At 68.9% G+C, this 22,418-nt stretch carries 26 protein-coding genes; 12 read left to right on the top strand and 14 right to left on the bottom strand.

The features are described 5' to 3' along the window. Positions 1-54 precede the first annotated feature (54 nt). Positions 55-447, top strand: coding sequence for a RidA family protein (locus tag LXB15_RS19410; RefSeq protein ID WP_233949999.1), 393 nt, complete (start codon positions 55-57; stop codon positions 445-447). A 140-nt stretch (positions 448-587) separates the two neighbouring features. After that, positions 588-1,310, top strand: coding sequence for a DNA polymerase III subunit epsilon (gene dnaQ / locus LXB15_RS19405; protein ID WP_233949998.1), 723 nt, complete (start codon positions 588-590; stop codon positions 1,308-1,310). Between the two features lie 94 nt (positions 1,311-1,404). On the opposite strand, the gene secB is transcribed toward dnaQ, so the two are convergent. Continuing rightward, positions 1,405-1,920, bottom strand: a complete 516-nt coding sequence (secB, locus tag LXB15_RS19400) for a protein-export chaperone SecB (RefSeq protein ID WP_233949997.1) — start codon at positions 1,918-1,920, stop codon at positions 1,405-1,407. Between the two features lie 170 nt (positions 1,921-2,090). Next, complete coding sequence (locus LXB15_RS19395) at positions 2,091-2,621, bottom strand: FxsA family protein (RefSeq protein WP_233949996.1); 531 nt, start codon at positions 2,619-2,621, stop codon at positions 2,091-2,093. A gap of 167 nt (positions 2,622-2,788) precedes the next feature. On the opposite strand from LXB15_RS19395, the gene LXB15_RS19390 reads away from it, so the two are divergent. The 5 genes from LXB15_RS19390 (at position 2,789) to LXB15_RS19370 (ending at position 6,481) form a co-directional block, all read left to right on the top strand. Then, complete coding sequence (locus LXB15_RS19390) at positions 2,789-3,499, top strand: Tim44/TimA family putative adaptor protein (RefSeq protein ID WP_233949995.1); 711 nt, start codon at positions 2,789-2,791, stop codon at positions 3,497-3,499. A 10-nt stretch (positions 3,500-3,509) separates the two neighbouring features. Then, complete coding sequence (locus LXB15_RS19385) at positions 3,510-4,619, top strand: murein transglycosylase A (protein WP_233949994.1); 1,110 nt, start codon at positions 3,510-3,512, stop codon at positions 4,617-4,619. Continuing rightward, a complete protein-coding gene (locus tag LXB15_RS19380) occupies positions 4,616-5,173 on the top strand; it encodes a Smr/MutS family protein (RefSeq protein ID WP_233949993.1) in 558 nt (185 codons plus the stop codon). Before LXB15_RS19385 ends, LXB15_RS19380 begins: the two co-directional genes overlap by 4 nt. Then, positions 5,170-5,595, top strand: coding sequence for a helix-turn-helix domain-containing protein (locus LXB15_RS19375; RefSeq protein WP_233949992.1), 426 nt, complete (start codon positions 5,170-5,172; stop codon positions 5,593-5,595). Before LXB15_RS19380 ends, LXB15_RS19375 begins: the two co-directional genes overlap by 4 nt. Positions 5,596-5,686: 91 nt before the next feature. Further along, positions 5,687-6,481 (top strand): class II glutamine amidotransferase, encoded by a 795-nt coding sequence (locus LXB15_RS19370; RefSeq protein ID WP_233949991.1) that lies wholly within the window; start codon positions 5,687-5,689, stop codon positions 6,479-6,481. Positions 6,482-6,571: 90 nt separating this feature from the next. On the opposite strand, the gene LXB15_RS19365 is transcribed toward LXB15_RS19370, so the two are convergent. Beyond that, complete coding sequence (locus LXB15_RS19365; protein ID WP_233949990.1) at positions 6,572-7,879, bottom strand: PQQ-dependent sugar dehydrogenase; 1,308 nt, start codon at positions 7,877-7,879, stop codon at positions 6,572-6,574. A gap of 163 nt (positions 7,880-8,042) precedes the next feature. After that, entirely contained in the window at positions 8,043-9,347 is a 1,305-nt protein-coding gene (hslU, locus tag LXB15_RS19360) for an ATP-dependent protease ATPase subunit HslU (RefSeq protein WP_233949989.1), read from the bottom strand. A 325-nt stretch (positions 9,348-9,672) separates the two neighbouring features. Between hslU and LXB15_RS19355 the strand changes: the two genes are divergently transcribed. After that, positions 9,673-10,383 carry a LuxR family transcriptional regulator gene (locus tag LXB15_RS19355; RefSeq protein ID WP_233949988.1) on the top strand — a complete coding sequence of 237 codons (711 nt, stop codon included), beginning with the start codon at positions 9,673-9,675 and terminating at the stop codon, positions 10,381-10,383. A gap of 37 nt (positions 10,384-10,420) precedes the next feature. Further along, positions 10,421-11,035: an alpha-ketoglutarate-dependent dioxygenase AlkB gene (locus LXB15_RS19350; RefSeq protein ID WP_233949987.1), complete on the top strand. Its 615-nt coding sequence runs from the start codon at positions 10,421-10,423 to the stop codon at positions 11,033-11,035. 35 nt (positions 11,036-11,070) lie between these two features. Here LXB15_RS19350 and coaA read toward each other — a convergent pair whose 3' ends face one another. From coaA to hisF, 3 genes are read right to left on the bottom strand one after another with little or no spacing between them, the layout of a single operon-like run. Then, positions 11,071-12,030: a type I pantothenate kinase gene (gene coaA / locus LXB15_RS19345; RefSeq protein WP_233953256.1), complete on the bottom strand. Its 960-nt coding sequence runs from the start codon at positions 12,028-12,030 to the stop codon at positions 11,071-11,073. Beyond that, on the bottom strand, positions 12,030-12,368 hold the full coding sequence (locus LXB15_RS19340) for a phosphoribosyl-ATP diphosphatase (protein ID WP_233949986.1): 339 nt from the start codon (positions 12,366-12,368) through the stop codon (positions 12,030-12,032). The genes coaA and LXB15_RS19340 overlap by 1 nt, the downstream gene beginning before the upstream one ends. A gap of 21 nt (positions 12,369-12,389) precedes the next feature. Next, entirely contained in the window at positions 12,390-13,196 is an 807-nt protein-coding gene (gene hisF / locus LXB15_RS19335; protein ID WP_233949985.1) for an imidazole glycerol phosphate synthase subunit HisF, read from the bottom strand. A 318-nt stretch (positions 13,197-13,514) separates the two neighbouring features. Here hisF and LXB15_RS19330 point away from each other — a divergent pair, with 318 nt between their 5' ends. Continuing rightward, a complete protein-coding gene (locus LXB15_RS19330; RefSeq protein WP_233949984.1) occupies positions 13,515-14,354 on the top strand; it encodes an alpha/beta fold hydrolase in 840 nt (279 codons plus the stop codon). 15 nt (positions 14,355-14,369) lie between these two features. On the opposite strand, the gene hisA is transcribed toward LXB15_RS19330, so the two are convergent. The 5 genes from hisA to hisB all read right to left on the bottom strand — a co-directional run bounded on the left by hisA (position 14,370) and on the right by hisB (position 17,270). Further along, complete coding sequence (gene hisA, locus LXB15_RS19325; RefSeq protein ID WP_233949983.1) at positions 14,370-15,107, bottom strand: 1-(5-phosphoribosyl)-5-[(5-phosphoribosylamino)methylideneamino]imidazole-4-carboxamide isomerase; 738 nt, start codon at positions 15,105-15,107, stop codon at positions 14,370-14,372. Between the two features lie 86 nt (positions 15,108-15,193). Next, positions 15,194-15,409 carry a hypothetical protein gene (locus LXB15_RS19320; protein ID WP_163045240.1) on the bottom strand — a complete coding sequence of 72 codons (216 nt, stop codon included), beginning with the start codon at positions 15,407-15,409 and terminating at the stop codon, positions 15,194-15,196. 99 nt (positions 15,410-15,508) lie between these two features. Next, complete coding sequence (gene hisH / locus LXB15_RS19315) at positions 15,509-16,162, bottom strand: imidazole glycerol phosphate synthase subunit HisH (RefSeq protein ID WP_233949982.1); 654 nt, start codon at positions 16,160-16,162, stop codon at positions 15,509-15,511. Positions 16,163-16,165: 3 nt separating this feature from the next. Next, positions 16,166-16,654, bottom strand: a complete 489-nt coding sequence (locus LXB15_RS19310; protein WP_233949981.1) for a DUF2628 domain-containing protein — start codon at positions 16,652-16,654, stop codon at positions 16,166-16,168. Between the two features lie 7 nt (positions 16,655-16,661). Then, positions 16,662-17,270 carry an imidazoleglycerol-phosphate dehydratase HisB gene (gene hisB / locus LXB15_RS19305; protein ID WP_233949980.1) on the bottom strand — a complete coding sequence of 203 codons (609 nt, stop codon included), beginning with the start codon at positions 17,268-17,270 and terminating at the stop codon, positions 16,662-16,664. Between the two features lie 358 nt (positions 17,271-17,628). Between hisB and LXB15_RS19300 the strand changes: the two genes are divergently transcribed. Then, positions 17,629-18,201, top strand: coding sequence for a hypothetical protein (locus LXB15_RS19300; RefSeq protein WP_233949979.1), 573 nt, complete (start codon positions 17,629-17,631; stop codon positions 18,199-18,201). 155 nt (positions 18,202-18,356) lie between these two features. Continuing rightward, positions 18,357-18,923: an ATP-dependent protease subunit HslV gene (hslV, locus tag LXB15_RS19295; protein ID WP_233949978.1), complete on the top strand. Its 567-nt coding sequence runs from the start codon at positions 18,357-18,359 to the stop codon at positions 18,921-18,923. Between the two features lie 86 nt (positions 18,924-19,009). On the opposite strand, the gene LXB15_RS19290 is transcribed toward hslV, so the two are convergent. Together LXB15_RS19290 and rpsA are read right to left on the bottom strand one after the other, a co-directional pair. Continuing rightward, the gene (locus tag LXB15_RS19290; RefSeq protein ID WP_233949977.1) at positions 19,010-20,407 is read right to left on the bottom strand and encodes an HD-GYP domain-containing protein; all 1,398 of its coding nucleotides are present in this window, start codon (positions 20,405-20,407) and stop codon (positions 19,010-19,012) included. A 147-nt stretch (positions 20,408-20,554) separates the two neighbouring features. Continuing rightward, the gene (rpsA, locus tag LXB15_RS19285; RefSeq protein ID WP_233949976.1) at positions 20,555-22,255 is read right to left on the bottom strand and encodes a 30S ribosomal protein S1; all 1,701 of its coding nucleotides are present in this window, start codon (positions 22,253-22,255) and stop codon (positions 20,555-20,557) included. Between the last annotated feature and the right edge of the window lie 163 nt (positions 22,256-22,418).

The following is a 22,418-nucleotide window of genomic DNA, read 5'->3' as shown; positions in this document are numbered from 1 at the left end:
GGCAAACGGACGTGACGGTCGATTGCCGCAAGTTCTTACAACAGGAGTGCCACGATGGCCCAGCGCGACGCGATCTTCCCTGCCGGACGGCAGGCCCTCTACGACATCAACAAATACTCGGCCGCCATCCGGTCGGGCGACTTGCTGTTCGTTTCCGGCCAGGTCGGCAGTCGCGAGGACGGCTCGCCCGAGCCGGACTTTCACGCGCAGGTCCAGCTCGCCTTCGACAATCTCGCCGCCGTGCTGACGGCAGCGGGCGCCACGTTCGACGACATCGTCGATGTGACGACGTTCCACACCGACCCGGAAAACCAGTTCGCCACCGTCAACGACGTCCGCGCGACGGTCTTTGGCGAGCCGCCTTACCCGAACTGGACCGCGGTCGGCGTCAATTGGCTGGCTGGGTTCGATTTCGAGATCAAGGTGATCGCGCGCCTGCCCCGCTGACCGGAGGCACTCTCCGAGCGTGGGTTAAGAACATATAAGGAACAAATACTTAAGCTGGTGGATAGGGGCGCGCCGTCGCCCCTGCCGCCTTGCCTCGCCGACCGGCCTGCCCGAAAAGGATCCCGGAAGCGGAGTATCCCATGCGCGAAATCGTCTTCGACACGGAAACCACCGGGCTCGACCCGGCGGTCGAGCGCGTGATCGAGATCGGCGCCGTGGAACTGTGGAACCACATCCCCACGGGCAGGAACTATCACACCTTCGTGCGCCCGGCCGGCCGCAAGGTCGATCCCGCCGCCTTCGACGTCCACGGCATCTCCGACGCGTTCCTCGCCGACAAGCCACTGTTCGAGGAGGTCGCGGACGATTTCCTGGCGTTCTTCGCCGGGGCGCGGCTGATCGCCCACAATGCCGCCTTCGACGTGCAGTTCCTCAATGCCGAACTGGCGCGGATCGGCCAGCCGCCGATCGATTCCAGCATGGTCATCGACACGCTGCCGATGGCGCGGCGCAAGTTCCCGATGGCGCCGGCGACGCTCGACGCGCTGTGCTCGCGCTTCTCGGTGGATACCAGCCGCCGCGACAAGCACGGCGCGCTCTTGGATTCCGAACTCCTCGCCGAGGTCTATATCGAGCTGATCGGCGGCCGGCAGGCAGCGCTCGGCCTCGTCGTCGACACCGGCGAGCCGCTGGAGGGATCGGAGGAGGATCTCGGCCGCATCGCGCCGCGGCCGGTGCCGCTGCCGCCGCGCCTCTCGGCAGCGGAGATCGCCGCCCACGAGAGCTTCGTTACCTCGCTCGGCAAGGACGCGCTGTGGTGGCGCTATCTGGCGCGGCCGGAGCCGACGGCCGCCGTGTCCTGACCGCCAAGTCTTATCCAGCTCCATGAAAAAGGCCGGCCACCCTGGGGTGCGCCGGCCCTTTTCTTTAGTCCCCGTGCCGGAGCGCTGCGTCGCCTCAGGTCGTCTGGACCTGCTGGCGGGCGCGTTCCTCGGCCATGCGCTGCTGGAAAAGCTGCGCGAAGTCGATCGGGTCGATCATCAGCGGGGGGAAGCCGCCATTGCGGGTCACGTCGGCGATGACCTGGCGCGCGAACGGGAAGAGCAGCCGCGGGCACTCGATGAACAGCACCGGCAGAAGATGCTCCTGCGGGAAGTTCTGCAGCTTGAAGACGCCGCCATAGTCGAGCTCGACATTGAACATCAGGTCGGCGCCCTCGCCGGCCTTGGCGTTGAGGCTCAGCCGCACGTCGTATTCGCCCTCGGTGCCCTGGATCGGGTTGGCGCCGACATTGACGCCGATGTTGATCGCCGGCGCGCGCTTCTGGCCGCGCAGCGCGGCAGGCGCGTTCGGGCTCTCGAAGGACATGTCCCGGATATACTGGGTGAGGATGTTGATGCTCGGCGGCGTGGCGGCCGGCGTCGCCGGCGTGCCGCCGTTGCCGCCTGACTTATGGTCGGTGGTGTCGGACATGACTGCTCCCGTCTCGGTGGTACGTCGGCTTGCCGAGCGCCTCTGGCGGCTCGTGCCGGGCTTGCGTCGGCCGGAAGCTGCAGTGCCTGGCCGGCCGTGAAGATCGGCCGGAGCGCTATCACGGAGGCGCAATCAGGACAAGGCGAGGCGGTCCGCCCGCCGCGCCCGGCCTAATGCAGGATGCGGCGCGGCGGCTCGCCGTCCGGCCCGGACTGCCCGTCGGTCCCGCGCCACGGCGTGGTCGGGTCCGGGCGCCGCTCGAACTCCGAACCCGACAGGTCGACGACGTCGGGCCTGCCCTGCGGCGCCGGCCCGGAGCCACGGCCGAAACCGCCGGAGGCGACGACCACGACCCGCGCCTTGAGGAACGACCAGACCGCGTTTCGGATCGCCGGGATGAACAGCAGGAACCCGAGCGTGTCGGTGACGAGGCCCGGCGTCAGCAGCAGGACGCCGGCGATGGCGATCATCAGGCCGTTGACGAGTTCGCGCGCCGGCACCCGCCCGGCCCGCGTCTCGGCCTGGATGCGCGCGAGCGTGTCGAGCCCCTGGCGCCGCAGCAGCAGCGTCCCGAGGATGGCGGTAACGAGCACCAGCCCCAGCGTCGGCCACAGGCCGATCAGGTTGCCGACCATGATGAACACGGCGATCTCGAGGATCGGGATCACCAGCAGCAGGACCGGGATCAGGGCGAGAGGCATGGTCGGGTGTCTCCTGGGACGACGGGGTGGATTTGGCGTCCGGCGCGTCACCGGACTTCGCAGGCCGCGATCACAGAGATAGGAACGCTCGAAAGGAATTTGAATGCGTTGCGGTCCGTCTCTATATGGGGGCGACAAGTGGTTCGGCGGAGAGGTGGCGGCGCGCAATGAGTTTTGGGACGATCTTCTTCATAGTGCTCGCGGTGATCGTCCTGTTTCAGCTGCGTAACGTGCTCGGCCGTCGTACAGGCAACGAGCGGCCCCCCTTCGATCCCTATACGCGCACCGAAAAGCCGCGCGAGGACGCCGCCGCGGGCGGCAACGTGGTGACGCTGCCGCATCGCCGGCTTCCGGACAATGCCGAGGCGGCGACGCCGCGCCAGCCCTACGAGTCCATCGATCTCGTCGCGCCCGTCGGCACGCCCCTGAACACCGAGCTGCGGCGGATCCGCGACAACGATCCCGCCTTCGACCCGAAGGAATTCCTCGAAGGCGCCAAGATCGCCTACGAGATGATCGTCACGGCCTTTGCCGACGGCGACCGCAAGCTCCTGAAGAACCTGCTGACGCCGGAAGTCTACCAGGGCTTCGAGCAGGCGATCATCGACCGCGAGTCGCGGGGCGAGCGCATGCAGTCCTCCTTCGTCGGCATCGACGACGCCACGCTGGTCTCGGCCGAGCTGAAGGCCCGCGAGGCGCTGGTGACGGTCCGCATCGTCGCGCAGATGATCACCGCGGTGGTGACGCCCTCCGGCGAGGTCACCGACGGCGACCCCGAGACCGTCGTCGAGGTCAAGGACGTCTGGACGTTCTCGCGCGACACCCGCTCGCGCGATCCGAACTGGAAGCTCGCCGGCACCGAATCCGAGGAAGGCTGAGCCGGGGGCGATGGTCGCCTTCCGCCGCCGCCGCTTCGCCGACCTGCCCGACTGGCCGGCGGCGGACCACACGCTCGCCCTTGCCGCCTTCCGCCGCGGCGCCGGCCAGTTCCTGTCGAACGCGGTGCGGACCGGTACGCTCGGCATCGACGCCGCGGCCTTCCGCGCGGCGGCGGAGGCCTCCCTCGCCGCCCAGCCTGGTGACGGCACGGCGCAATCCTTCTTCGAACAGCATTTCGTGCCGCTGCAGATCGTCCCGGACACGGTCGCCGGGCCGGACGGCGAGCACGGTTTCGTGACCGGCTATTACGAGCCGGTCGTCGACGCCTCTCCTGTCGAGACGCCGGATTTCCGCTTTCCGCTCTATGCGCCGCCGCCGGAGCTGGTGAAGGTCGACGACGTGTCGCGGCCGCCGGGCATGGATCCGTCGTTCCGCTTCGCCCGCCGCAAGGCCTGCGGCCTGCTCGAGGAACATCCGGACCGCGCCGCCATCGAGGCGGGCCTCTTGCGGGGACGCGGCCTGGAAATCGCCTGGCTCGCCGATCCGGTCGAGGCGTTCTTCATCCATATCCAGGGCTCCGCCCGGCTCCGGATGACCGACGGAAGCCAGCTGCGGGTCGGCTTTGCAGCTAAGTCCGGCCATCCCTTCACGGCGATCGGCCGGCTGCTCGTCGATTCCGGCGAACTCACCCTCGCCGAAGCCGACATGGACGGCATCCGCGCCTGGCTCGCCGCCCACCCGGACCGCCAGCGCGCGCTGTTCGATCGCAACCGCTCCTTCATCTTCTTCCGCGAGGCGGCCGTCGACGATCCGGCGCTCGGCCCGGTCGGCGCGGCGCAGGTGCCGCTGACGGCACTCGCCTCGATCGCCGTCGACCGGGAACTCGCAACCTTCGGCGTGCCCTATTTCATCGCCGCGTCGCAGCTCGCCATCGACGGCCGGCCGTTCCGCCGGCTGATGGTCGCCCAGGACACCGGCTCGGCGATCCTGGGCCCGGCGCGCGCCGACATCTACGTCGGTTCGGGCCTCGAAGCCGGCAAGATCGCCGGCCGCATCCGCCACGCCGCCGATTTCACCGTGCTCGTGCCCGCCGCGCTGGCCGAGAGCCTGGCGCGATGAGGCGCCGGCGCGGCCTCAGCAACGAGGAGGCCCGTCTCTGGGCGGGGGTGGCGCGTTCGGCGATCCCACTGAAGGGCCGGTCCTATCCGCCGCTGCCGCCCGAGATCCGCGTCGAGAAGCCTGTCGCGGCAGCACCGGCGGGCCATGCGCCCAAGCCCGTTGCCGTGCCCGCCGTTGCGCGGCCGAAGCCGGAGCTTCCTCCCCGCCTCAGCCAGCATGCGATCGAGAAGCCGACGCGCCGCAAGCTCGCCAAGGGACGGCTGGCTATCGACGCGCGCATCGACCTGCACGAAATGACCCAGCAGCGGGCGCACGACGCGCTGGTCGGCTTCCTGCGCCAGGCCCAGGCGATGGGGCTGCGGCACGTGCTGGTGATTACCGGGCGAGGTGGCACGGCCGGCTCGGCCTTCGGCTCTCGCGGCGTGCTGCGGCGGGTGGTGCCGCAATGGTTCACCGGACCGGAGTTCAGGCCGCTCGTTTCCGGCTTCGACAGCGCCGAGCGCCATCACGGCGGCGACGGCGCGCTCTATGTGCGGGTGCGGCGAACGCGATGACCCCCTTCGGCGAACGCATCCGCGCGCTGCGCAAGGAGCGCGGCATCACCCAAGGCCAGATGGCGGCGGCGCTCGGCGTCTCCAGCGCCTATCTGTCGGCGCTCGAGCATGGACGCCGGGGCCGGCCGACATGGGACCTGCTGCAGCGGATCATCGGCTATCTCAACGTGATCTGGGACGATGCCGAGGAACTGGAACGGCTGGCGGAACTGTCGCATCCGCGCGTGACGGTCGAGACCGCCGGGCTCGGCGCCGAGGCGACGACGCTCGCCAACCGTCTCGCCGAGACCATCGCCATCCTGGCGCCGGACGATATCCGGCAGATCCTCGCGCAGCTGGAAGTAGCGGCCGAACGGGCCGAGGCGGCGGCGCGCGAGAAGCGCCGCCGGCAGGCCGCCTCGAAGGGCCGCAGTTTCACGTGAAACGGCGCCGTTAACCCTCTGTTTACCACGTGGCGCGAAAGCTGGGTGACGGGCTGCCTGCCCGCCCGCTCTCGCCCGGTGTCATGCCCGAATGTGCCGACTTCTCGCCTATGCCGGCCCGCCGATCCTCCTGGAAAAGCTGCTCGTCGAGCCGCGCGCCTCGCTGATCTCCCAGTCGCTCGCGGCGCGCGAGGCCCGCACCATCGTCAATGGCGACGGCTGCGGCATCGGCTGGTACGGGGAGCGGCCGGAGCCGGGGGTCTATCGCGGCATCCTGCCGGCCTGGTCCGACGCCAATCTCGTCTCCCTCTGCCGCCAGATCCGCTCGCCGATGTTTGCCGCACATGTCCGCTCGGCGACCTCCGGCGAGGTGTCCACCGCCAACTGCCATCCCTTCACCGACGGCCGGCATTTGTTCATGCACAACGGCCAGATCGGCGGCTACCCGTCCCTGCGCCGTGCCGTCGACGCGATGATCCCGGACGCGCTCTATGCGCGCCGCCGCGGCACCAGCGATTCCGAGGCGATCTTCCTGGCGGCGCTCGGCAACGGGCTGGACGCGGACCCGGTGGGTGCGCTCGCTGCGACGCTCGCCGCCATCGAGGCGCAGGCGGCCCGGCAGGGGATCGACGAGCCGCTGCGCTTTGCCGCGGTGCATGCCGACGGCGAGCGCCTCTGGGCCTATCGCTGGTCCAGCGACGGCCATCCGCCGACGCTCTACTGGCGTGCGGCGGGGGACGGCGTGGTCGTCGCCTCCGAGCCCTGCGACGCCGGATCCGAAGCTTGGAGCGCCGTGCCGCCCGACTCCGTCATGACGATCGGCCGCGACGGATCGCGCCACATCGCCGCCTTCCGCCGGCCCGAGCCGACGCACCAGGCCGCCTGAGGCGGGCGTTTCTTTCCTCATCCATGAGCAAGGGCGGGCGCCGGAGCAGCCCGCCCTCGTTCGTCTTCCGGCTGGAACCTGCGACCGGCCCTACTGCTCGCTTGTGAGGCGCAGGATGGCCGAGCTGTCGGCGTCCGGATCTTCCGTCACGGCGTAGACCGCCCCGTCCGGACCGACGCGGACGTCGCGGATGCGGGCGTCCAGCGGTACGCGCTCCTCGAAGGCGACGCGCTCGCCGGCCTCGTCGAGATGCACGACGACGAGCCCGGTGGTCACCAGTCCGCCGACCAGGAAGGCGTCCTGCCAGCCCGGGAATTCCTCGCCCGCGTAGAGCGCCATGCCGGAGGGGCCGATGACCGGATCCCAGTAGTAGACCGGCTGCTCCATGCCTTCCTGGCTGGTGCGGCCCGGTCCGATCTTCTCGCCGGAATAGGCGATGCCGTAGGTGATCGCCGGCCAGCCGTAGTTCACGCCGGCTTCCGGCCTGTTCAGCTCGTCGCCGCCGCGCGGGCCGTGCTCCACAGTCCATAACCGGCCTTCGGCGTCCAGCGTGGCCGACTGCAGGTTGCGGTGGCCCCAGCTCCAGATCTCCGGCTGGATCTTGGCATGGTCGACGAACGGGTTGTCGGAGACCGCCTCGCCGGTCTCGGGATCGATGCGGAAGACCTTCCCGAGGCCGGAGACCAGGCTCTGCGCCTCGTCGCGAATCGGCGTGTCGGAGCGCTCGCCGACCGTCACGTACAGATGGCCCTCCGGCGAGAACACCAGACGCGAGCCGAAATGCTTGTCGCCGTCATAGGTCGGCATCTGCCGGAAGATCACCTCGACGTCTTCGAGGCTGCCGCCGCCATTGTCGTCGAGATTCAGCGTCGCGCGGCCGACGGACGTGCCGTTGCCGCCGTCCCGCGGCTCGGAGAACGAGAAGAAGATGCGGTTGCTGGTCTCGAAGTCCGGCGCCAGCGCCACATCGAGCAGGCCGCCCTGGCCGGCGGACGCCACCTCGATCATGCCGGAGAGGGCGGGGCCGGCCTCGCCTTCCCTGGAGACCACGTGGAAGTCGCCTTCCTTGGCGGTCACCAGCATGCGGCCGTCCGGCAGGAACTCCATCGCCCACAGCTGCGGCAGGCCTTCGGCGACGGTCTCGACCGCGACGTCCGGCATCTCGGCCGGCTGCGGCGCGCGGGTCTGGCCGGCGAAGGCCGGCTGCTGGTCGGGCGCGTTGGCGGGCGCGGTCTCCACCGGCTCGCCGGCCTGGACCCCCTCGTCGCCTTCGGCAGGCGGCTGGCCCTCGACCTGTTCGACGGGCGAGGCGCCGGTGGAGCTCTGGGCATGGGCCGGCGCGACGGCGAGACCGGCCGAGAGCATGGTTCCAGTGAACAGCAAGGTGAGCGTCTTCATGGGGAAATCTCCTCGAAGGCGTTGATCTGCAGCCGGAATCGGCCGCTGCGATGACGTCCCACATGGAGCGCGGGCGGGCCGCGGAAACGCAAAAGCCCCGCGCCGGGGGGCGCGGGGCCGTTCACTTAAAATCTATCGCGGCGCGAGGTCGCCGCCGCGCCGCCTAGAGGATGAAGCGCGACAGGTCGACATTGCCGGCGATGCCGTCCAGCGCCTTGTGGACATAGGCGGCATCGACCCGGTAGCTCTCGCCGCCCTTGTCGGGCGCCTCGAAGGAGATGTCGTCGAGCACCCGCTCCATCACCGTCTGCAGCCGCCGCGCGCCGATATTCTCGATCGAGCCGTTGAGCGACACCGCAAGGTCGGCGATCGCGTCGATGGCGTCGTCGGTGATCTCGAGGTCGACATTCTCGGTCTTCATCAGCGCCACGTACTGCTTGATCAGCGAAGCCTCGGTCTCGGTGAGGATGCGGCGGAAATCCTCCTTGGTCAGCGCCCGCAGCTCGACGCGGATCGGCAGGCGGCCCTGCAGCTCCGGCAACAGGTCCGAGGGCTTGGAGACGTGGAACGCGCCCGAGGCGATGAACAGGATGTGATCGGTCTTCACCGGCCCGTGCTTGGTCGCCACCGTGGTGCCCTCGACCAGCGGCAAGAGGTCGCGCTGCACGCCCTCGCGGGACACGCCGGCGCCGCCGTGGCCGTCCTTGTTCGCCACCTTGTCGATCTCGTCGAGGAAGACGATGCCGTTGTTCTCCACCGCCGAGACCGCCTCGCGCACCAGCTGGTCCTGGTCGAGCAGCTTGTCCGACTCCTCGCCGATCAGCAGCTCGTAGCTCTGCCGGACGCTGGTGCGGCGCTGCTTGGTGCGCTGGCCCATCTTGCCGAACATCTCCGACAGGTTGAGCACGCCGATATTGGCGCCCGGCATGCCGGGAATCTCCATCCCGCCCATCGGATTGCCGGTGTCGGCGATCTCGATGTCGATCTCCTTGTCGTCGAGTTCGCCGGCGCGCAGCTTCTTGCGGAAACTGTCGCGCGTCGCCGGCGAGGCGGTCTTGCCGACCAGCGCGTCGAGCACCCGCTCCTCCGCGCCCTGGTGGGCCTTGGCCTTGACCTCCTCGCGCTTCTTCTCGCGCACCAGGCCGATGCCGATCTCGACGAGGTCGCGGATGATCTGCTCGACGTCGCGGCCGACATAGCCGACCTCGGTGAACTTGGTCGCCTCGACCTTGATGAAGGGCGCGCCGGCGAGCCGGGCGAGACGGCGGGAGATCTCGGTCTTGCCGACGCCGGTGGGTCCGATCATCAGGATGTTCTTGGGCATCACCTCCTCGCGCAGCGAGCCTTCCAGCTGCTGCCGGCGCCAGCGGTTGCGCAGCGCGACGGCGACCGCGCGCTTGGCGTCCTTCTGGCCGATGATGTGTCGATCGAGTTCGGAAACGATCTCGCGGGGGGAAAAATCTGACATGGATATCTTCTTCTGGGGGATGCCGCCCCGTGTCGGCGGCCAGTCTGTCGGCGCCCGCACCGGGCACTTGCCGCTAGATGGGGGCCGGGGACCGGCACCGCCACCCCCGTTGCCACGAACGGGTTCGTCCGGCAGCCGAAGGGTTCAATGTCGCGGGGATTGCGGCCACACTGCCGGGGACCCGAATCGCGGTCGAATCGACGGAACACGAGATATCGGACAGAGCGAGCGGCATGCCGGCGGGAAAGCCTGGACGCACCAAGACGACACGCACGGCGCGGCCGCCGATGGCGGGCTCGCACCGTGCCGGCCACGGATCCCCGACATGACGGGCGCGCTCGCGCGCCTCGCCGCCCTGCCGACGGACTGGGACGAGCCGGCGCTGCGCCGGCTGCTCGACGACGTCGCCGGCGACTACGGTTTCTCCCATGCGGCGGCGCTCGCCATGCCCTCCACAGACGATGGCGGCACGGCGACGCGGTTCCTGTTCGGCAACTGGTCGGACGGCTTCGCGCGCAGCTACGACCAGCTCGGGCTGCACCGCTTCAAGCTGGTGGTGGGGGCGCTGAAGACCGATCCGATGCCCTTCGTCTGGGACATCGACACGCTCTACGGTGCCGACGAGCCCGATCCGAGTCCGGCGGCGCGGATGCTGCTGGCCGAGTCCTATCTCGCCGGCGCGCTGTTTCCCGTGCACGGCCTCACCGCCTTCAACGGCGCGCTGTCGCTCGCCGGCCCGCAGCCGGACCTCTCGGCGCCGGCGCTGCGCGAGCTGCATGTCTTCGCCTTCGCGCTGTTCGGCATGCTGGCGGCGGCACGATTCGAGGAGAACCGCCGCAACAACCCGCTGTCGGGACGCGAGCGCGACTGCTTGAAGCTGGCGATGCTCGGCAAGACGTCCTCGGAGATCGGCCTCATCCTGTCCTTGTCGGAATACACGATCTCGCAGTACCTGACCGCCGCGCAGCGCAAGATGAACGCCTCCAACCGCACCCATGCCGTCGCCCTCGCGGCGCAGCTCGGCTATCTTTCCTGACGGACGGCGCCCGCTTGCCGGCAAGGAGATCCCCCGCGTGAACGTGCTGCCCAGGGGCGTCCGGCACATGCCGGGCCATCTCGACCGCGACGCCCAGATCGCGCTGCTGGACAGCATCCGGGCTGTGGTGGCGGAAGCGCCGCTCTACCATCCCGAGATGCCCCGCACCGGCAAGCCCCTGTCGGTGCGCATGACCAATTGCGGTCCGCTCGGCTGGGTCTCCGACCGCACCGGCTACCGCTACCAGCGGGCGCATCCGGTGACCGGCAGACCGTGGCCGGCCATACCGGCGTCGCTGCTGGCGCTGTGGGAGGAGGTGTCGGCCTACGACCATCCGCCGGAAGCCTGCCTGGTCAATTTCTACGCCGACACGGCGAAGATGGGCCTCCACCAGGACCGCGACGAGAAGGATTTGGCGGCGCCCGTCGTGTCGATCTCGCTCGGCGACGACTGCCTGTTCCGCATCGGCGAGACGACGCGGGGCGGGCGCACCACCTCGCTGCGGCTGCACTCCGGCGACGTTGTGATCCTCGGCGGCGAGGGGCGGCTCTGCTATCACGGCGTCGACCGGATCTACCCGGCGACCTCGACGCTGCTGAAGAAGGGCGGGCGGATCAACCTGACGCTGCGCCGGGTGACGGTGCCGGGCTGAGCGGCCGGCCGGCCCCTAGCCGACCTCGCGGCCGTTCAGATCTTGCGCAGCGCCACCTGTTCGATCAGGTGGTTCGGGCCCTTGCGCAGGATCAGGTCGGCGCGTGGCCGGGTCGGCAGGATGTTCTCGTAGAGATTCTTGCCGTTGATGTCGCGCCACAGCGCCTCGGCGATGGCCAGCGCCTCGTCCTCGGGGATCTGCGAGTAGCGGTGGAAGAACGAATCCGCCTCGCGGAAGGCGGTCTCGCGCAGCCGCATGAAGCGCTCGACGTACCAGCGGCGGATCTCCGCCTCGTCCGCGTCGATATAGATCGAATGGTCGAAGAAGTCGGAGACGAACGGCACGGCCTTGCCGTCCTTCGGCATCTCGCGCACCTGCAGGACGTTCAGCCCCTCGAAGATCAATATGTCGGGCCGGTCGATGGTGATCCGCTCGCCCGGCACGACGTCGTAGACGAAGTGCGAATAGACCGGGGCCTCGACCCGCGGCCGGCCGGCCTTGATGTCGGAGAGGAAGCGCAGGATCGACCCGACGTCGTAGCTCTCCGGAAAGCCCTTGCGCTGCATCAGCCCCTCGGCCTCCAGCACGGCGTTCGGATAGAGGAAGCCGTCGGTGGTGACGAGATCGACCTTGGGCGAGGAGGGCCAGCGGGCCAGGAGCTCCTTCAGGATGCGCGCCGTGGTCGATTTGCCGACCGCCACCGAGCCGGCGATGCCGATGATGAACGGCGTCTTCTGCACGGGCGCGCCGCCCGACAGGAAGCTCTGGCGCTGGCGGAACAGGAGCTGCGAGGACTCGACGTGAGCGTAGAGCAGCCGCGACACCGCCAGGTAGATCCGCGCCACCTCGTCGAGGTCGACCGGATCGCCCATCGAACGCAGCCGGCGGACCTCGTCCTCGGTCAGGGTCAGCGGCGTGTCGGCCCTAAACTTCGCCCATTCCGCCGCGGTGAAGACCCGGTAGGGCGAGAATTTCGAGGGTGTCAGCTGGTCCATCATTCCCCGGGCGCACCGGGCCTTGCGGCCTTCTCTTCGATGCCGCTCCGGCTGGTGCGGCGCCCGAGCTCGGCCATCACGTCGGCGAGCGGGATCTGCCGGACCTGCAGCAGCACGACCAGGTGATAGAGCAGGTCGGCGCTTTCCGCGACGAGGCTCGCATCGTCCTCGGCAACGGCGGCGATCACCGTCTCCGCCGCCTCCTCGCCGAGCTTCTTGGCGACGTGCTTGGCGCCGCGCGCCGCCAGCGTCGCCGTGTAGGACGACTGCGTGTCGCCGGACGCGGTGCGGGCGGCGACGATGGTCTCTAGATCGGCGAGGGTGAACTGCAATTGCATGCCTTTCGAGGGGCCGGCCGATCAGATCCGGTCGGCGAAGGCCGGGAAGGCCGGATCGAGCCGCATCGGGATGCCGGCCGCCGCCATGTGGGCCTTGGCTTCGGCGATCGTGTGGGTGCCGAAATGGAAGATCGAGGCGGCCAGCACCGCCGCGGCGTGGCCGTCGCGCACGCCCTCGACGAGATGGTCGAGCGTGCCGACGCCGCCGGAGGCGATGACCGGCACGGCGACCGCATCGGCGACGGCGCGGGTGAGGTCGATGTCGAAGCCGGACTTGGTGCCGTCGCGGTCCATCGAGGTGAGCAGGATCTCGCCGGCGCCGAGCGCGACGACGCGGCGGGCGAACTCGACCGCGTCGATGCCGGTCGCGGTGCGCCCGCCATGGGTGAAGATCTCCCAGCGCGGCGCCGCCTCGGTGCCGGTGACGCGCCGCGCGTCGATGGCGACGACGATGCATTGGTCGCCGAACTTGTTGGCCGCCTCGGCGACGAGCTCGGGGCGCAGCACCGCGGCGGTGTTGATCGACACCTTGTCGGCGCCGGCCAAGAGCAGGCGCCGCACGTCCGCGACGGTGCGCACGCCGCCGCCGACCGTGACCGGCATGAAGCACTGCTCGGCGGTGCGCGAGACGACGTCGAAGATCGTCTCGCGGTCGTCGGAGGAGGCGGTGATGTCGAGGAAGCAGAGCTCGTCGGCGCCCGCGGCGTCATAGGCGCGCGCCGCCTCGACCGGATCGCCGGCATCGATCAGGCCCTCGAAGTTGACGCCCTTGACCACACGGCCGTCCTTGACGTCGAGGCAGGGAATGATGCGCGCCTTGAGGCTCATCGGACGGTCTCCGTCTGTGCCGGACAGCGAGCCATGGCAGCGCCCGCAGCGGGGATGCGCCGGCGGAGAGGGTGGGGATCGGGAGCGGGCATCGTCAAGGGCGTCGGCCGGTGCGGTGATGATGGGCGCCTTATGCGACGCCGCAAGGGAACTCGGCAAGAGGCAGCGCGACTTGGCCGCCCGCGCACTTCCGCTGCCCTCGCCGTCGACCGGCCGGCAAATCGCCTGCCGACTTGCCCGCCGAAGCCTGTATACCGGCGCCTGTACCGTCGTCCCGCCGGACGGAGCAGCCATCAGCCGATTCCGGGAAGCCTGTTCGTGACATCGCACCAGCCATCAGCCACGCGGTCGGTCGCCGCCGGCGACCTCACCGTCGCCTATCTCGAGGCGGGCCCGGCGTCCGCCCCGCCGGTGCTCTGCCTGCACGGCGCGGTGCAGACCAAATCCGTCTGGCGCCCGCAGATCGACGGGCTTGCGGGCGACTACCGCATGCTGGCGCCGGATCTGCGCGGCCATGGCGAGACGCTGGGCGATACGACCGGGATGTCGGTCGAGAGCCTGGCGGCGGACGCGTTCGGCTTCCTCGACGCGCTCAGCATCGAACGCGCCGTCCTCTGCGGCGTCTCGCTGGGCGGCATGGTGGCGCTGGAGATGGCGGCGCAGCGGCCGGCGCGCGTCGCCGCGATGGTGCTCGCCGACACGCCGCTGGCGCTGTCGCTGCACGGGCCGCTGCGGGCAGCCCTCGAGTGGCTGGGACCGCAGCGCATCCTGCCGGCGGCCTTCGCTCTCCTCGGCCAGCATCGCACGGCGCGCTGGGGCATTGCCGGCGCGAAGAAGATTTTTGGCGCCGAATGGGTCGGCGCCGATGCCGAGCGGCATTTCGTCGAAGGGTTTTCGTCGATGCCGGCGGATGCGGTGGTCGCCGCCTATGCGGCGATCGTCGCGGCCGATCCGGCGGCGATCCGCGCCCTCGACATTGCCTGCCTCGTCGTCATCGGCCGCCACGAGACGCAGCTGGTGATCGACCACGCCGGCGAGATCGCCCGCCGCATCGGCCGGGCCGAGATCGTCACCGTCGAGGCCGGGCATGTCTCCAATCTCGACGCGCCGCAGGCCTTCAACGCCGCGGTGGCGGCGTTCCTGGCGGCGCTACCGTAGCTGTCGGCTGACTAATCAGCCGGCGCCGAGCACCCGCAGCGCCTCGGCGGCGTCGATCCGCCCGTCATAGAGCGCCCGGCCGGAGATCGCGCCTTCCAGGAGCTGCGCGTCGGGCATGGTGAGCCGCACCACGTCGGCGATCGAGGCGAGGCCGCCCGAGGCGATCACCGGGATCGACACGGCGCCGGCGAGGTCGATCGTCGCCTCCCAGTTGATGCCGGCAAGGATCCCATCGCGGTCGACGTCGGTGTAGATGATCGCGGCGACGCCGGCGTCCTCGAACTGCCGGGCGAGATCGACGGCCGTCAGCTGCGAGGTCTCGGCCCAGCCCTCGACTGCCACCTTGCCGCCCTTGGCGTCGATGCCGACGGCGATGCGGCCGGGAAAGCGCTTCGCCGCCGCCCGGACCAGTTCCGGGTCGCGGACCGCGACGGTGCCGAGGATCACCCGCGACAGGCCCTTGTCGAGCCAGGCCTCGATGTCGGCCATGGTCCGTATGCCGCCGCCGAGCTGCACGCGCATGTCACTGCCGACCGCGGCGATGATGGCGTCGACGGCGGCACCGTTGACCGCGCGGCCCGCGAACGCGCCGTTGAGGTCGACGACGTGGAGATGGGTGAAGCCGGCATCGCGGAACTCAAGCGCCTGCGCCGCCGGATCGGCGTTGTAGACCGTCGCCTCTTCCATCAGCCCGAGCTTGAGGCGCACGCAGGCGCCGTCCTTGAGGTCGATGGCGGGAAAGAGAATGGGCATGGGCTCTCGCATCGGGTCGGTGGGGCGGAAGTCGCTTCTTCCACCCCGGCGCCCGTCCGGCAAGCCCGGATGCGTCGTACGCCTGGTTACCGGTCCCGCCGGTTGCGGGCGCGCAGGCGCGGCGCGATGATCCAAGCGATTGGCGCGGCGAGGACGAAGCTCGCCACCACGACGACCGGGATGATGTAGGGCCAGGCCTCGGAAATCTCCGGGAAGCTCAGAACCAGGATGATGCCGAAGCCGAAGATCACGGCGTTGATCATGCCGTAGAGCAGCATCGCGATTCGGAAGCGTGTCGACATGCCTGGCCTCGGCGTCGGGAGGGATTCACCCTTTCCCGATACCGCGCCTGCCGACCCGGCGGATTGACATGGATCATGCGGCGGCTGCCGACCCGGCGGTCAGGGCTTCCATTTCAGGAAGTTGCCGATCAGGGCGAGGCCGAGCGCCTGGCTCTTCTCCGGGTGGAACTGCGTGCCGGCCTTGTTGCCGCTTGCGACGATCGCCGTGACCTCGCCGCCATACTCGGCGCCCGCTAGCACGTCGGCCTCGTTCTCCGCGACGAGGTGGTAGGAATGCACGAAATAGGCGTGCAGCCCCGCCTCGCCGGTGGGAATGCCGGCGAGCAGCGCATGGTCGCGATGCGCCTTGATGGTGTTCCAGCCGATCTGCGGCACCTTCAGCGCCGGGTCCGATGGCGTGATGTGGACCACGTCGCCGGGGATCCAGCCGAAGCCTTCCGTCACGGCCTTCTCGTGCCCGCGCGAGGCCATCAGCTGCATGCCGACGCAGATCCCGAGGAAGGGCCTCGCCTCCGTTTCGACCGCATCACGCAGCGCCTCGGTGAGGCCCGGCACCGCGTCGATGCCGGCGCGGCAGTCGGCGAAGGCGCCGACGCCCGGCAGCACCACCCGGTCGGCCCGGCGGACCGTCTCGGGATCGTCGGTGAGGATGATCTCGGCCGACGCGTCCGCCTCGCGGGCGGCGCGCTCGAAGGCCTTGGCGGCCGAGCGCAGATTGCCCGAGCCGTAGTCGATGATGGCGACAGTCTGCATGTCTCAGCGGGCCTTCATGGCGTCGAAGAAGCCGCCGGTGGCGGCAGGTCGCGGGGCGCGCGGTGCGGTCTTCCACGGCGCCTGGGCGAGAACCGGCGCCGGCGCCGGCGCGGCGGCCTCGCCGCGGGACGCGCCGTAGTAGATCAGCTCGGCCTCGGCGCGGTCGTCGGCGTGGAAGGCGGCCGCCTCGCGCCAGCCCTTGCGGCGGTATTTCGCGGCCCTGAGGCTCGGCCCCTCCAGCGCGACGAGGATGCCGACGAGGATCGGCAGCACCGTCCCGGCGAGGCCGAAGCCCTCGACGCTGCCCAGCCAGGCAAGGCCGAAGCCGGCGATGAGCACGACGACTGCCGAAAGCCACAAACCATAGCGCAGCAGCCAGAGGAACGGCACCAGGAATGCCCAGATCGAGAACCGGTCGCGCACGAACACCGCCTCGCCGGTGACACCCGACGACGCCGGCGGCTCGAAGACGATGTAGCGGGTCAGCGCCATGGGCCGCTCACGCCAGCATGCCCTTGGTCGAGGGCACGAGGTCGGCCTGTCGCGGATCGATCGCCACGGCGTCGCCCAGCACGCGCGCCACCGCCTTGAAGCAGGTCTCGGCGACATGGTGGGCGTTGGTGCCGTAGAGATTGGCGATGTGCAGCGTCACGCCGGCGTTCTGCGCCAGTGCCTGGAAGAATTCCTGCACCAGTTCGGTGTCGAAGCTGCCGATCTTCTCGCGCTGGAAGCGCGCGTCGAAGACCAGGAACGGCCGGCCCGAGACGTCGATCGCCGCGCGGGTCAGGCACTCGTCCATGGCAAGGTCGAGCGAGGCGTAGCGGCGGATGCCGCGCCGTTCGCCGAGCGCCTTGCGGATCGCCTGGCCGAGCGCGATGCCGGTGTCCTCGACCGTGTGGTGGTCGTCGATGTGGCGGTCGCCGTCGGCCTCGATCTCCATGTCGATCAGCGAGTGGCGCGACAGCTGCTCGAGCATGTGGTCGAAGAAGCCGACGCCGGTGGCGATCGTCGAGCGGCCGGTGCCGTCGAGATCGACGCGGACGCGGATCTTCGTCTCGTTGGTCTTGCGCTCGACGACGGCATCGCGCCGCCCGGCTGTCTCGGCCATGGGGTGTCTCCCTTTCGGTCAGGCTCCTAGCATCCGGCGCCGTGCCTGTCATCGCTCGCGGGCGCCCGGGTTCTGCCTCCAGTCTGGCCCGGGCAGGCAATCCGCTGCCGCAGGGGCATACAGCCGCAGGTCCACGGCCACGCCGGGCCCATGCCGACATTGGCGGCGTTTCATCACCCGGCAATCCACTTTGACGTATCTTCCCCGTCTTGCGCGATGCACAAAGAAAGCAACGCCGCGATTCGAAAGGTCGGATGGCACGAGACTCTAAGACTCAATAGATTTGTGAAATTTAGGGACGTCGAGGGTCAGAAAGTTGCATAACCCGGCGCTCCTAAAGATCATCGGATGGTCAATATTGGTTGTCGGCCTGGCATGGTTCGGCGTCCTCTTGTTCGATCCGATCGATTGGCGATATTTCCTCATCGATCGAGAATATGCGGAAGCAGTCAAGCCATTTGCCGTGATCGGCGGCGCCACGGCGGCCGTCGGGTTCACTTATCTATTCATAAAATTGCTGAACTATCGCCTCCGGCAAGTCGAAGATGGCGAAATCAGCCAGGACGACCCCAAGGCTAGCGGTCTCAAATCGCCGGCGAAGATCGCATTCCTTATCGTTGCGACTCCCATCCTGGCTTACATGATCGCGCATTCCCTGATCGCCGATTTCTACCCGGCGGCCCGTCAGCATTTCTCCTCGAAGGAAGCGTTCAGCGGGCCGTTCGTGATCAGGTCTTTCCATGCCAGCAAAGCCTGCCGTGGCGTCCGGGCATCCAATCCCGAATTCGCTGAACAACGGATCTGCGGCGTGAAGTGGCGAGGAAGGATCACCCCCTATCTCGGCGAGACCATGATCGTCGAGGGGGAGCGGTCTCCTTACGGGCTGACGGTCAGGCGCTACACGCTGCCTGAGGTGACGATCGAGGAGTGACCAACTCCCTTCCGGACGTCTCGGCGGCGCCCTGCTTCCTGCGCGTGACCCGCCCTCGCTTGGCATTCCTTGCCGCAGCGCCCACATGGGGCTCCGACGCCGGTCGAGGCGCCGCTGCGGCGCACCCGGTCCCGTGATCCGGCAAAGGACCCGAGATGAATTTCGAACAGCACGATCCCAACAAGATCTACGGCACCACCATCGTCGCCGTCCGCAAGGGCGGCAAGGTGGTGATCGCCGGCGACGGCCAGGTGTCGCTCGGCAACACGGTGATGAAGGGCAATGCCCGCAAGGTGCGCCGCATCGGCAAGGGCGGCAACGTCATCGCCGGCTTCGCCGGGGCGACGGCCGACGCCTTCACCCTGCTGGAGCGGCTCGAGGCCAAGCTCGAGCAGTATCCCGACCAGCTGATGCGCGCCTGCGTCGAGCTCGCCAAGGACTGGCGCACCGACCGCTATCTGCGCCGGCTGGAGGCGATGATGATCGTCGCCGACAGGACGGTGACGCTGACGCTGACCGGCAACGGTGACGTGCTGGAGCCCGAGCACGGCGTCATCGCCATCGGCTCGGGCGGCAACTACGCCCTCGCCGCGGCGCGGGCGCTGGCCGACACTGAATACGACGCCGAGGAGATCGCCCGCCGCGCCATGAAGATCGCCGGCGAGATCTGCATCTACACCAACGGCAACGTCGTCCTCGAAAGCCTCGACGAGGCCGCCTGAGCGGAATCGCGGCCTGCGTTGCCGGCAAGTCATCCGGGCCGTGTCTCACGTGAAATCGGCGGGATCGGCTGACCCCGGCGCCGGCTTCAGCCGGCGGCGGTGACGGCTTCGGCGTCGATGCGGGCGAGCGCCTGGCGCAGCGCCGCGACGCAGGTCCCGTCAACGGCGGTTCCCGTGTCCGCGTCGAGGATCGCCAGCGCCTGCGACAGCGTCATCGCCTTGCGGTAGGGCCGGTTCGCGGTCAGGGCATCGAAGATGTCCGCCACCGTCACGACCCGCACGTCGAGCGGAATGGCGCTGCCCGCCAGGCCCCGCGGGTAGCCCTTGCCGTCGAGCCGCTCGTGGTGGGCGCCGCCGATCGTGGCGAGTTCGGCGAACGCCGAGATGCGGGACAGGATCTCTTCCGAAAGCGTCGGATGGCTGCGCACGACCAGCCACTCGGCCTCGTCCAGCTTTCCCGGCTTGTCGAGGATCTGGTTCGATACGCCCAGCTTGCCGATGTCGTGCAGCAGCGCCGCGCGCTTCAGGCGCCGCCGGCGCGCCGGGTCGAAGCCGAGCGACTCGCCGATCATGTCGGTGAACAGCGCGACCCGGTCGGAGTGACCGGCCGTGTAGGGCGACTTGGAATCGATGACTTCCGCGAAGGCCGCTGCGATGTCGTCCAGATAGTCCTCGTCGACCGGTTCCAGCCGGCTGCCCGGCTCCTGCGCGAGGATGCCGGTGGCGATCGCCTCGTCCTCGAGCCCCGACCAGAACCCGTCACGGTCGGCCGCTTGTTCGAAGGCTGCGACGACGGCCGGGTCGAACCAGCTCGACCGGCGTAGCCGCACTTCCTCGCGTGCCGCGTCGCGGCCGCCGGACCGATGAAACACGTCGGCGACCTGGGCGACGAGCGCGATCCGCGCATAGAGCGGGATCGCCTCCCCGGCCAGGCGCTCGGGCCGGCCGTTGCCGTTCCAGTGCTCGTCGAGACTGTGGATCGCCCGGGCGACATCTTCCGAGAAGCGCATCCGGCGGGCGATCGCCGCGCCGCGCTGGCAGCGCGTTTCGATCATCTCCTGCGCGATGGCGCCGCCATTGCGGGCGATGTTGACCAGCGCCCGGAAGCGTTCCGAGAGGCCGGCCTTCAGCCCGGTCTGCTGGAGGATGAAGCGCAGCACGCTCGCGAGGCTGTCGTCGATCTCCTTGAATTCGCTTTTGAAGGAGATGTCGTCGGCGAGATAGAGCTCGCAGATCCGCGCCGCATTGGACGAGCAGCCGAGATCCTTCATCAGCAGCGTGTAGTAGAGGTCGCGCCGGGCGGCGGCCGGAAGGCCGAGTTCCTCGGCGATGCGGATCCCGATATGGCAGCAGCGGACGCAGTGGCCGGGGGGCTGTCCTTCCGTCATGTCCAGCGCGAAGGACAGGGCCCCGACGATTTCGGCGAGCGTGACTCCCGATGCCGACGGCAGCGTCGTCGATGGACTGGGGGCGGCGACGACCATCTGGGAGGTTCCTTGGCGGCAGGAAGCCGATCGTGCCGGGGTTTCGTCACCGATCGGCTAACGCTCGGCCTCAAGAAAAAAGGCCCGCGGCGAGGGATCGCCGCGGGCCTTCTGTTTCACGTGGAACCGGCCGGAGCCGGTAGCCGACTATTCCTCGTCGCCGCGGCCCTTGAGGGCTGCGCCGAGAATGTCGCCGAGCGACGCGCCGGAGTCGGACGAGCCGTACTGCTGCACCGCCTCCTTCTCCTCGAAGATCTGCAGCGCCTTGATCGACACGCCGACGCGGCGCGCCTTCTTGTCGAACTGCGTGACGCGGGCGTCGAGCTTCTGGCCGACCTGGAAGCGCTCGGGACGCTGTTCGTCCCGGTCGCGGGCAAGATCGGAGCGGCGGATGAACGAGGTGAGGTCGGTGTCGACGATCTTGACCTCAAGCCCGCCTTCCTTGACCTCGGTGATCTCGCAGGTGACCACCGCGCCACGGCGCACGTCGCCGGCCTCGGCAGCATCGACGAACGGATCGCCGCCGACCTGCTTCATGCCGAGCGAGATGCGCTCCTTCTCGACGTCGATGTCGAGAACCTGCGCCTTCACCATGTCGCCCTTGTTGAACTCCTCGATGACCTGCTCGCCCGGACGGTTCCAGTCGAGATCGGAGAGGTGGACCATGCCATCGACATCGCCCTCCAGGCCGATGAACAGGCCGAACTCGGTCTTGTTCTTGACCTCGCCCTCGACGATCGTGCCGATCGGGAACTGGTCGCGGAACGACTCCCACGGATTGGAGAGCGTCTGCTTCAGGCCGAGCGAGATGCGGCGCTTGTTCGGGTCGACCTCGAGCACGACGACCTCGACCTCCTGGGAGGTGGAGAGGATCTTGCCCGGATGGACGTTCTTCTTGGTCCAGGACATTTCCGAGACGTGGATGAGGCCTTCGATGCCCGGCTCCAGCTCGACGAACGCACCGTAGTCGGTGATGTTCGTCACGCGCCCGGTGACCTTGACGCCCATCGGGTACTTCACCCCGATGCCATCCCACGGGTCGGCCTCGAGCTGCTTCATGCCCAGCGAGATGCGATGCGTCTCCTGGTTGATGCGGATGATCTGGACCTTCACCGTCTGGCCGATCTGCAGGATCTCGGTCGGATGGTTGACGCGGCGCCAGGCCATGTCGGTGACGTGCAGCAGGCCGTCAATGCCACCGAGATCGACGAAGGCGCCGTAGTCGGTGATGTTCTTGACGATGCCGTCGACCGTCTGGCCCTCTTCGAGGTTCTGGACGATCTCCGAACGCTGCTCGGCCCGGCTCTCCTCGAGAACGGTACGGCGCGACACGACGATGTTGCCGCGGCGCTTGTCCATCTTGAGGATCTGGAACGGCTGCGGCGTGTTCATCAGCGGCGTGACGTCGCGGATCGGCCGGATGTCGACCTGCGAGCGCGGCAGGAAGGCCACTGCGCCGTCGAGGTCGACCGTGAAGCCGCCCTTGACCTGGTTGAAGATCTGGCCTTCGACCTTTTCGTTGGCGTTGAACTTCTCTTCGAGCTTGACCCAGCTCTCTTCGCGGCGCGCCTTGTCGCGCGACAGCACGGCTTCGCCGAGGGCATTCTCGATGCGCTCGACATAGACCTCGACGGTGTCGCCGACCTTCAGGTCGCCACCGGCGCGGCCGCCGAATTCCTTGAGGGCGACACGGCCCTCGACCTTCAGGCCGGCATCGATGACGGCCATGTCCTTTTCGATCGCGACGACGGTCCCCTTGACCACCATGCCTTCGGCCACGTCCTGTTCATGGAACGAGGCTTCGAGCAGCGAGGCGAAATCCTCGCGCGACGGGTTTGCGTTCGACATTCTGTCTCCTTGGAAACTCTTCGCCGCTTAGATGGGCGAAAAGCGCCGCGCCGTGGGGCTGAGGCCCCGGTCTGGTGTTGCGTTTACCCGTGGCGCGGTCCGGTCCGGTGCCGCGATGGTGCGGGTGGACCCGAAAGGCCTCCACTCTGGGCAGGAGGCGATT

The organism is Aurantimonas sp. HBX-1, from assembly GCF_021391535.1.
GTDB lineage: Bacteria > Pseudomonadota > Alphaproteobacteria > Rhizobiales > Rhizobiaceae > Aurantimonas.
The sequence above is the reverse complement of the archived record's forward strand: the minus strand, read 5'-3'. Positions and strand labels throughout refer to the sequence as shown.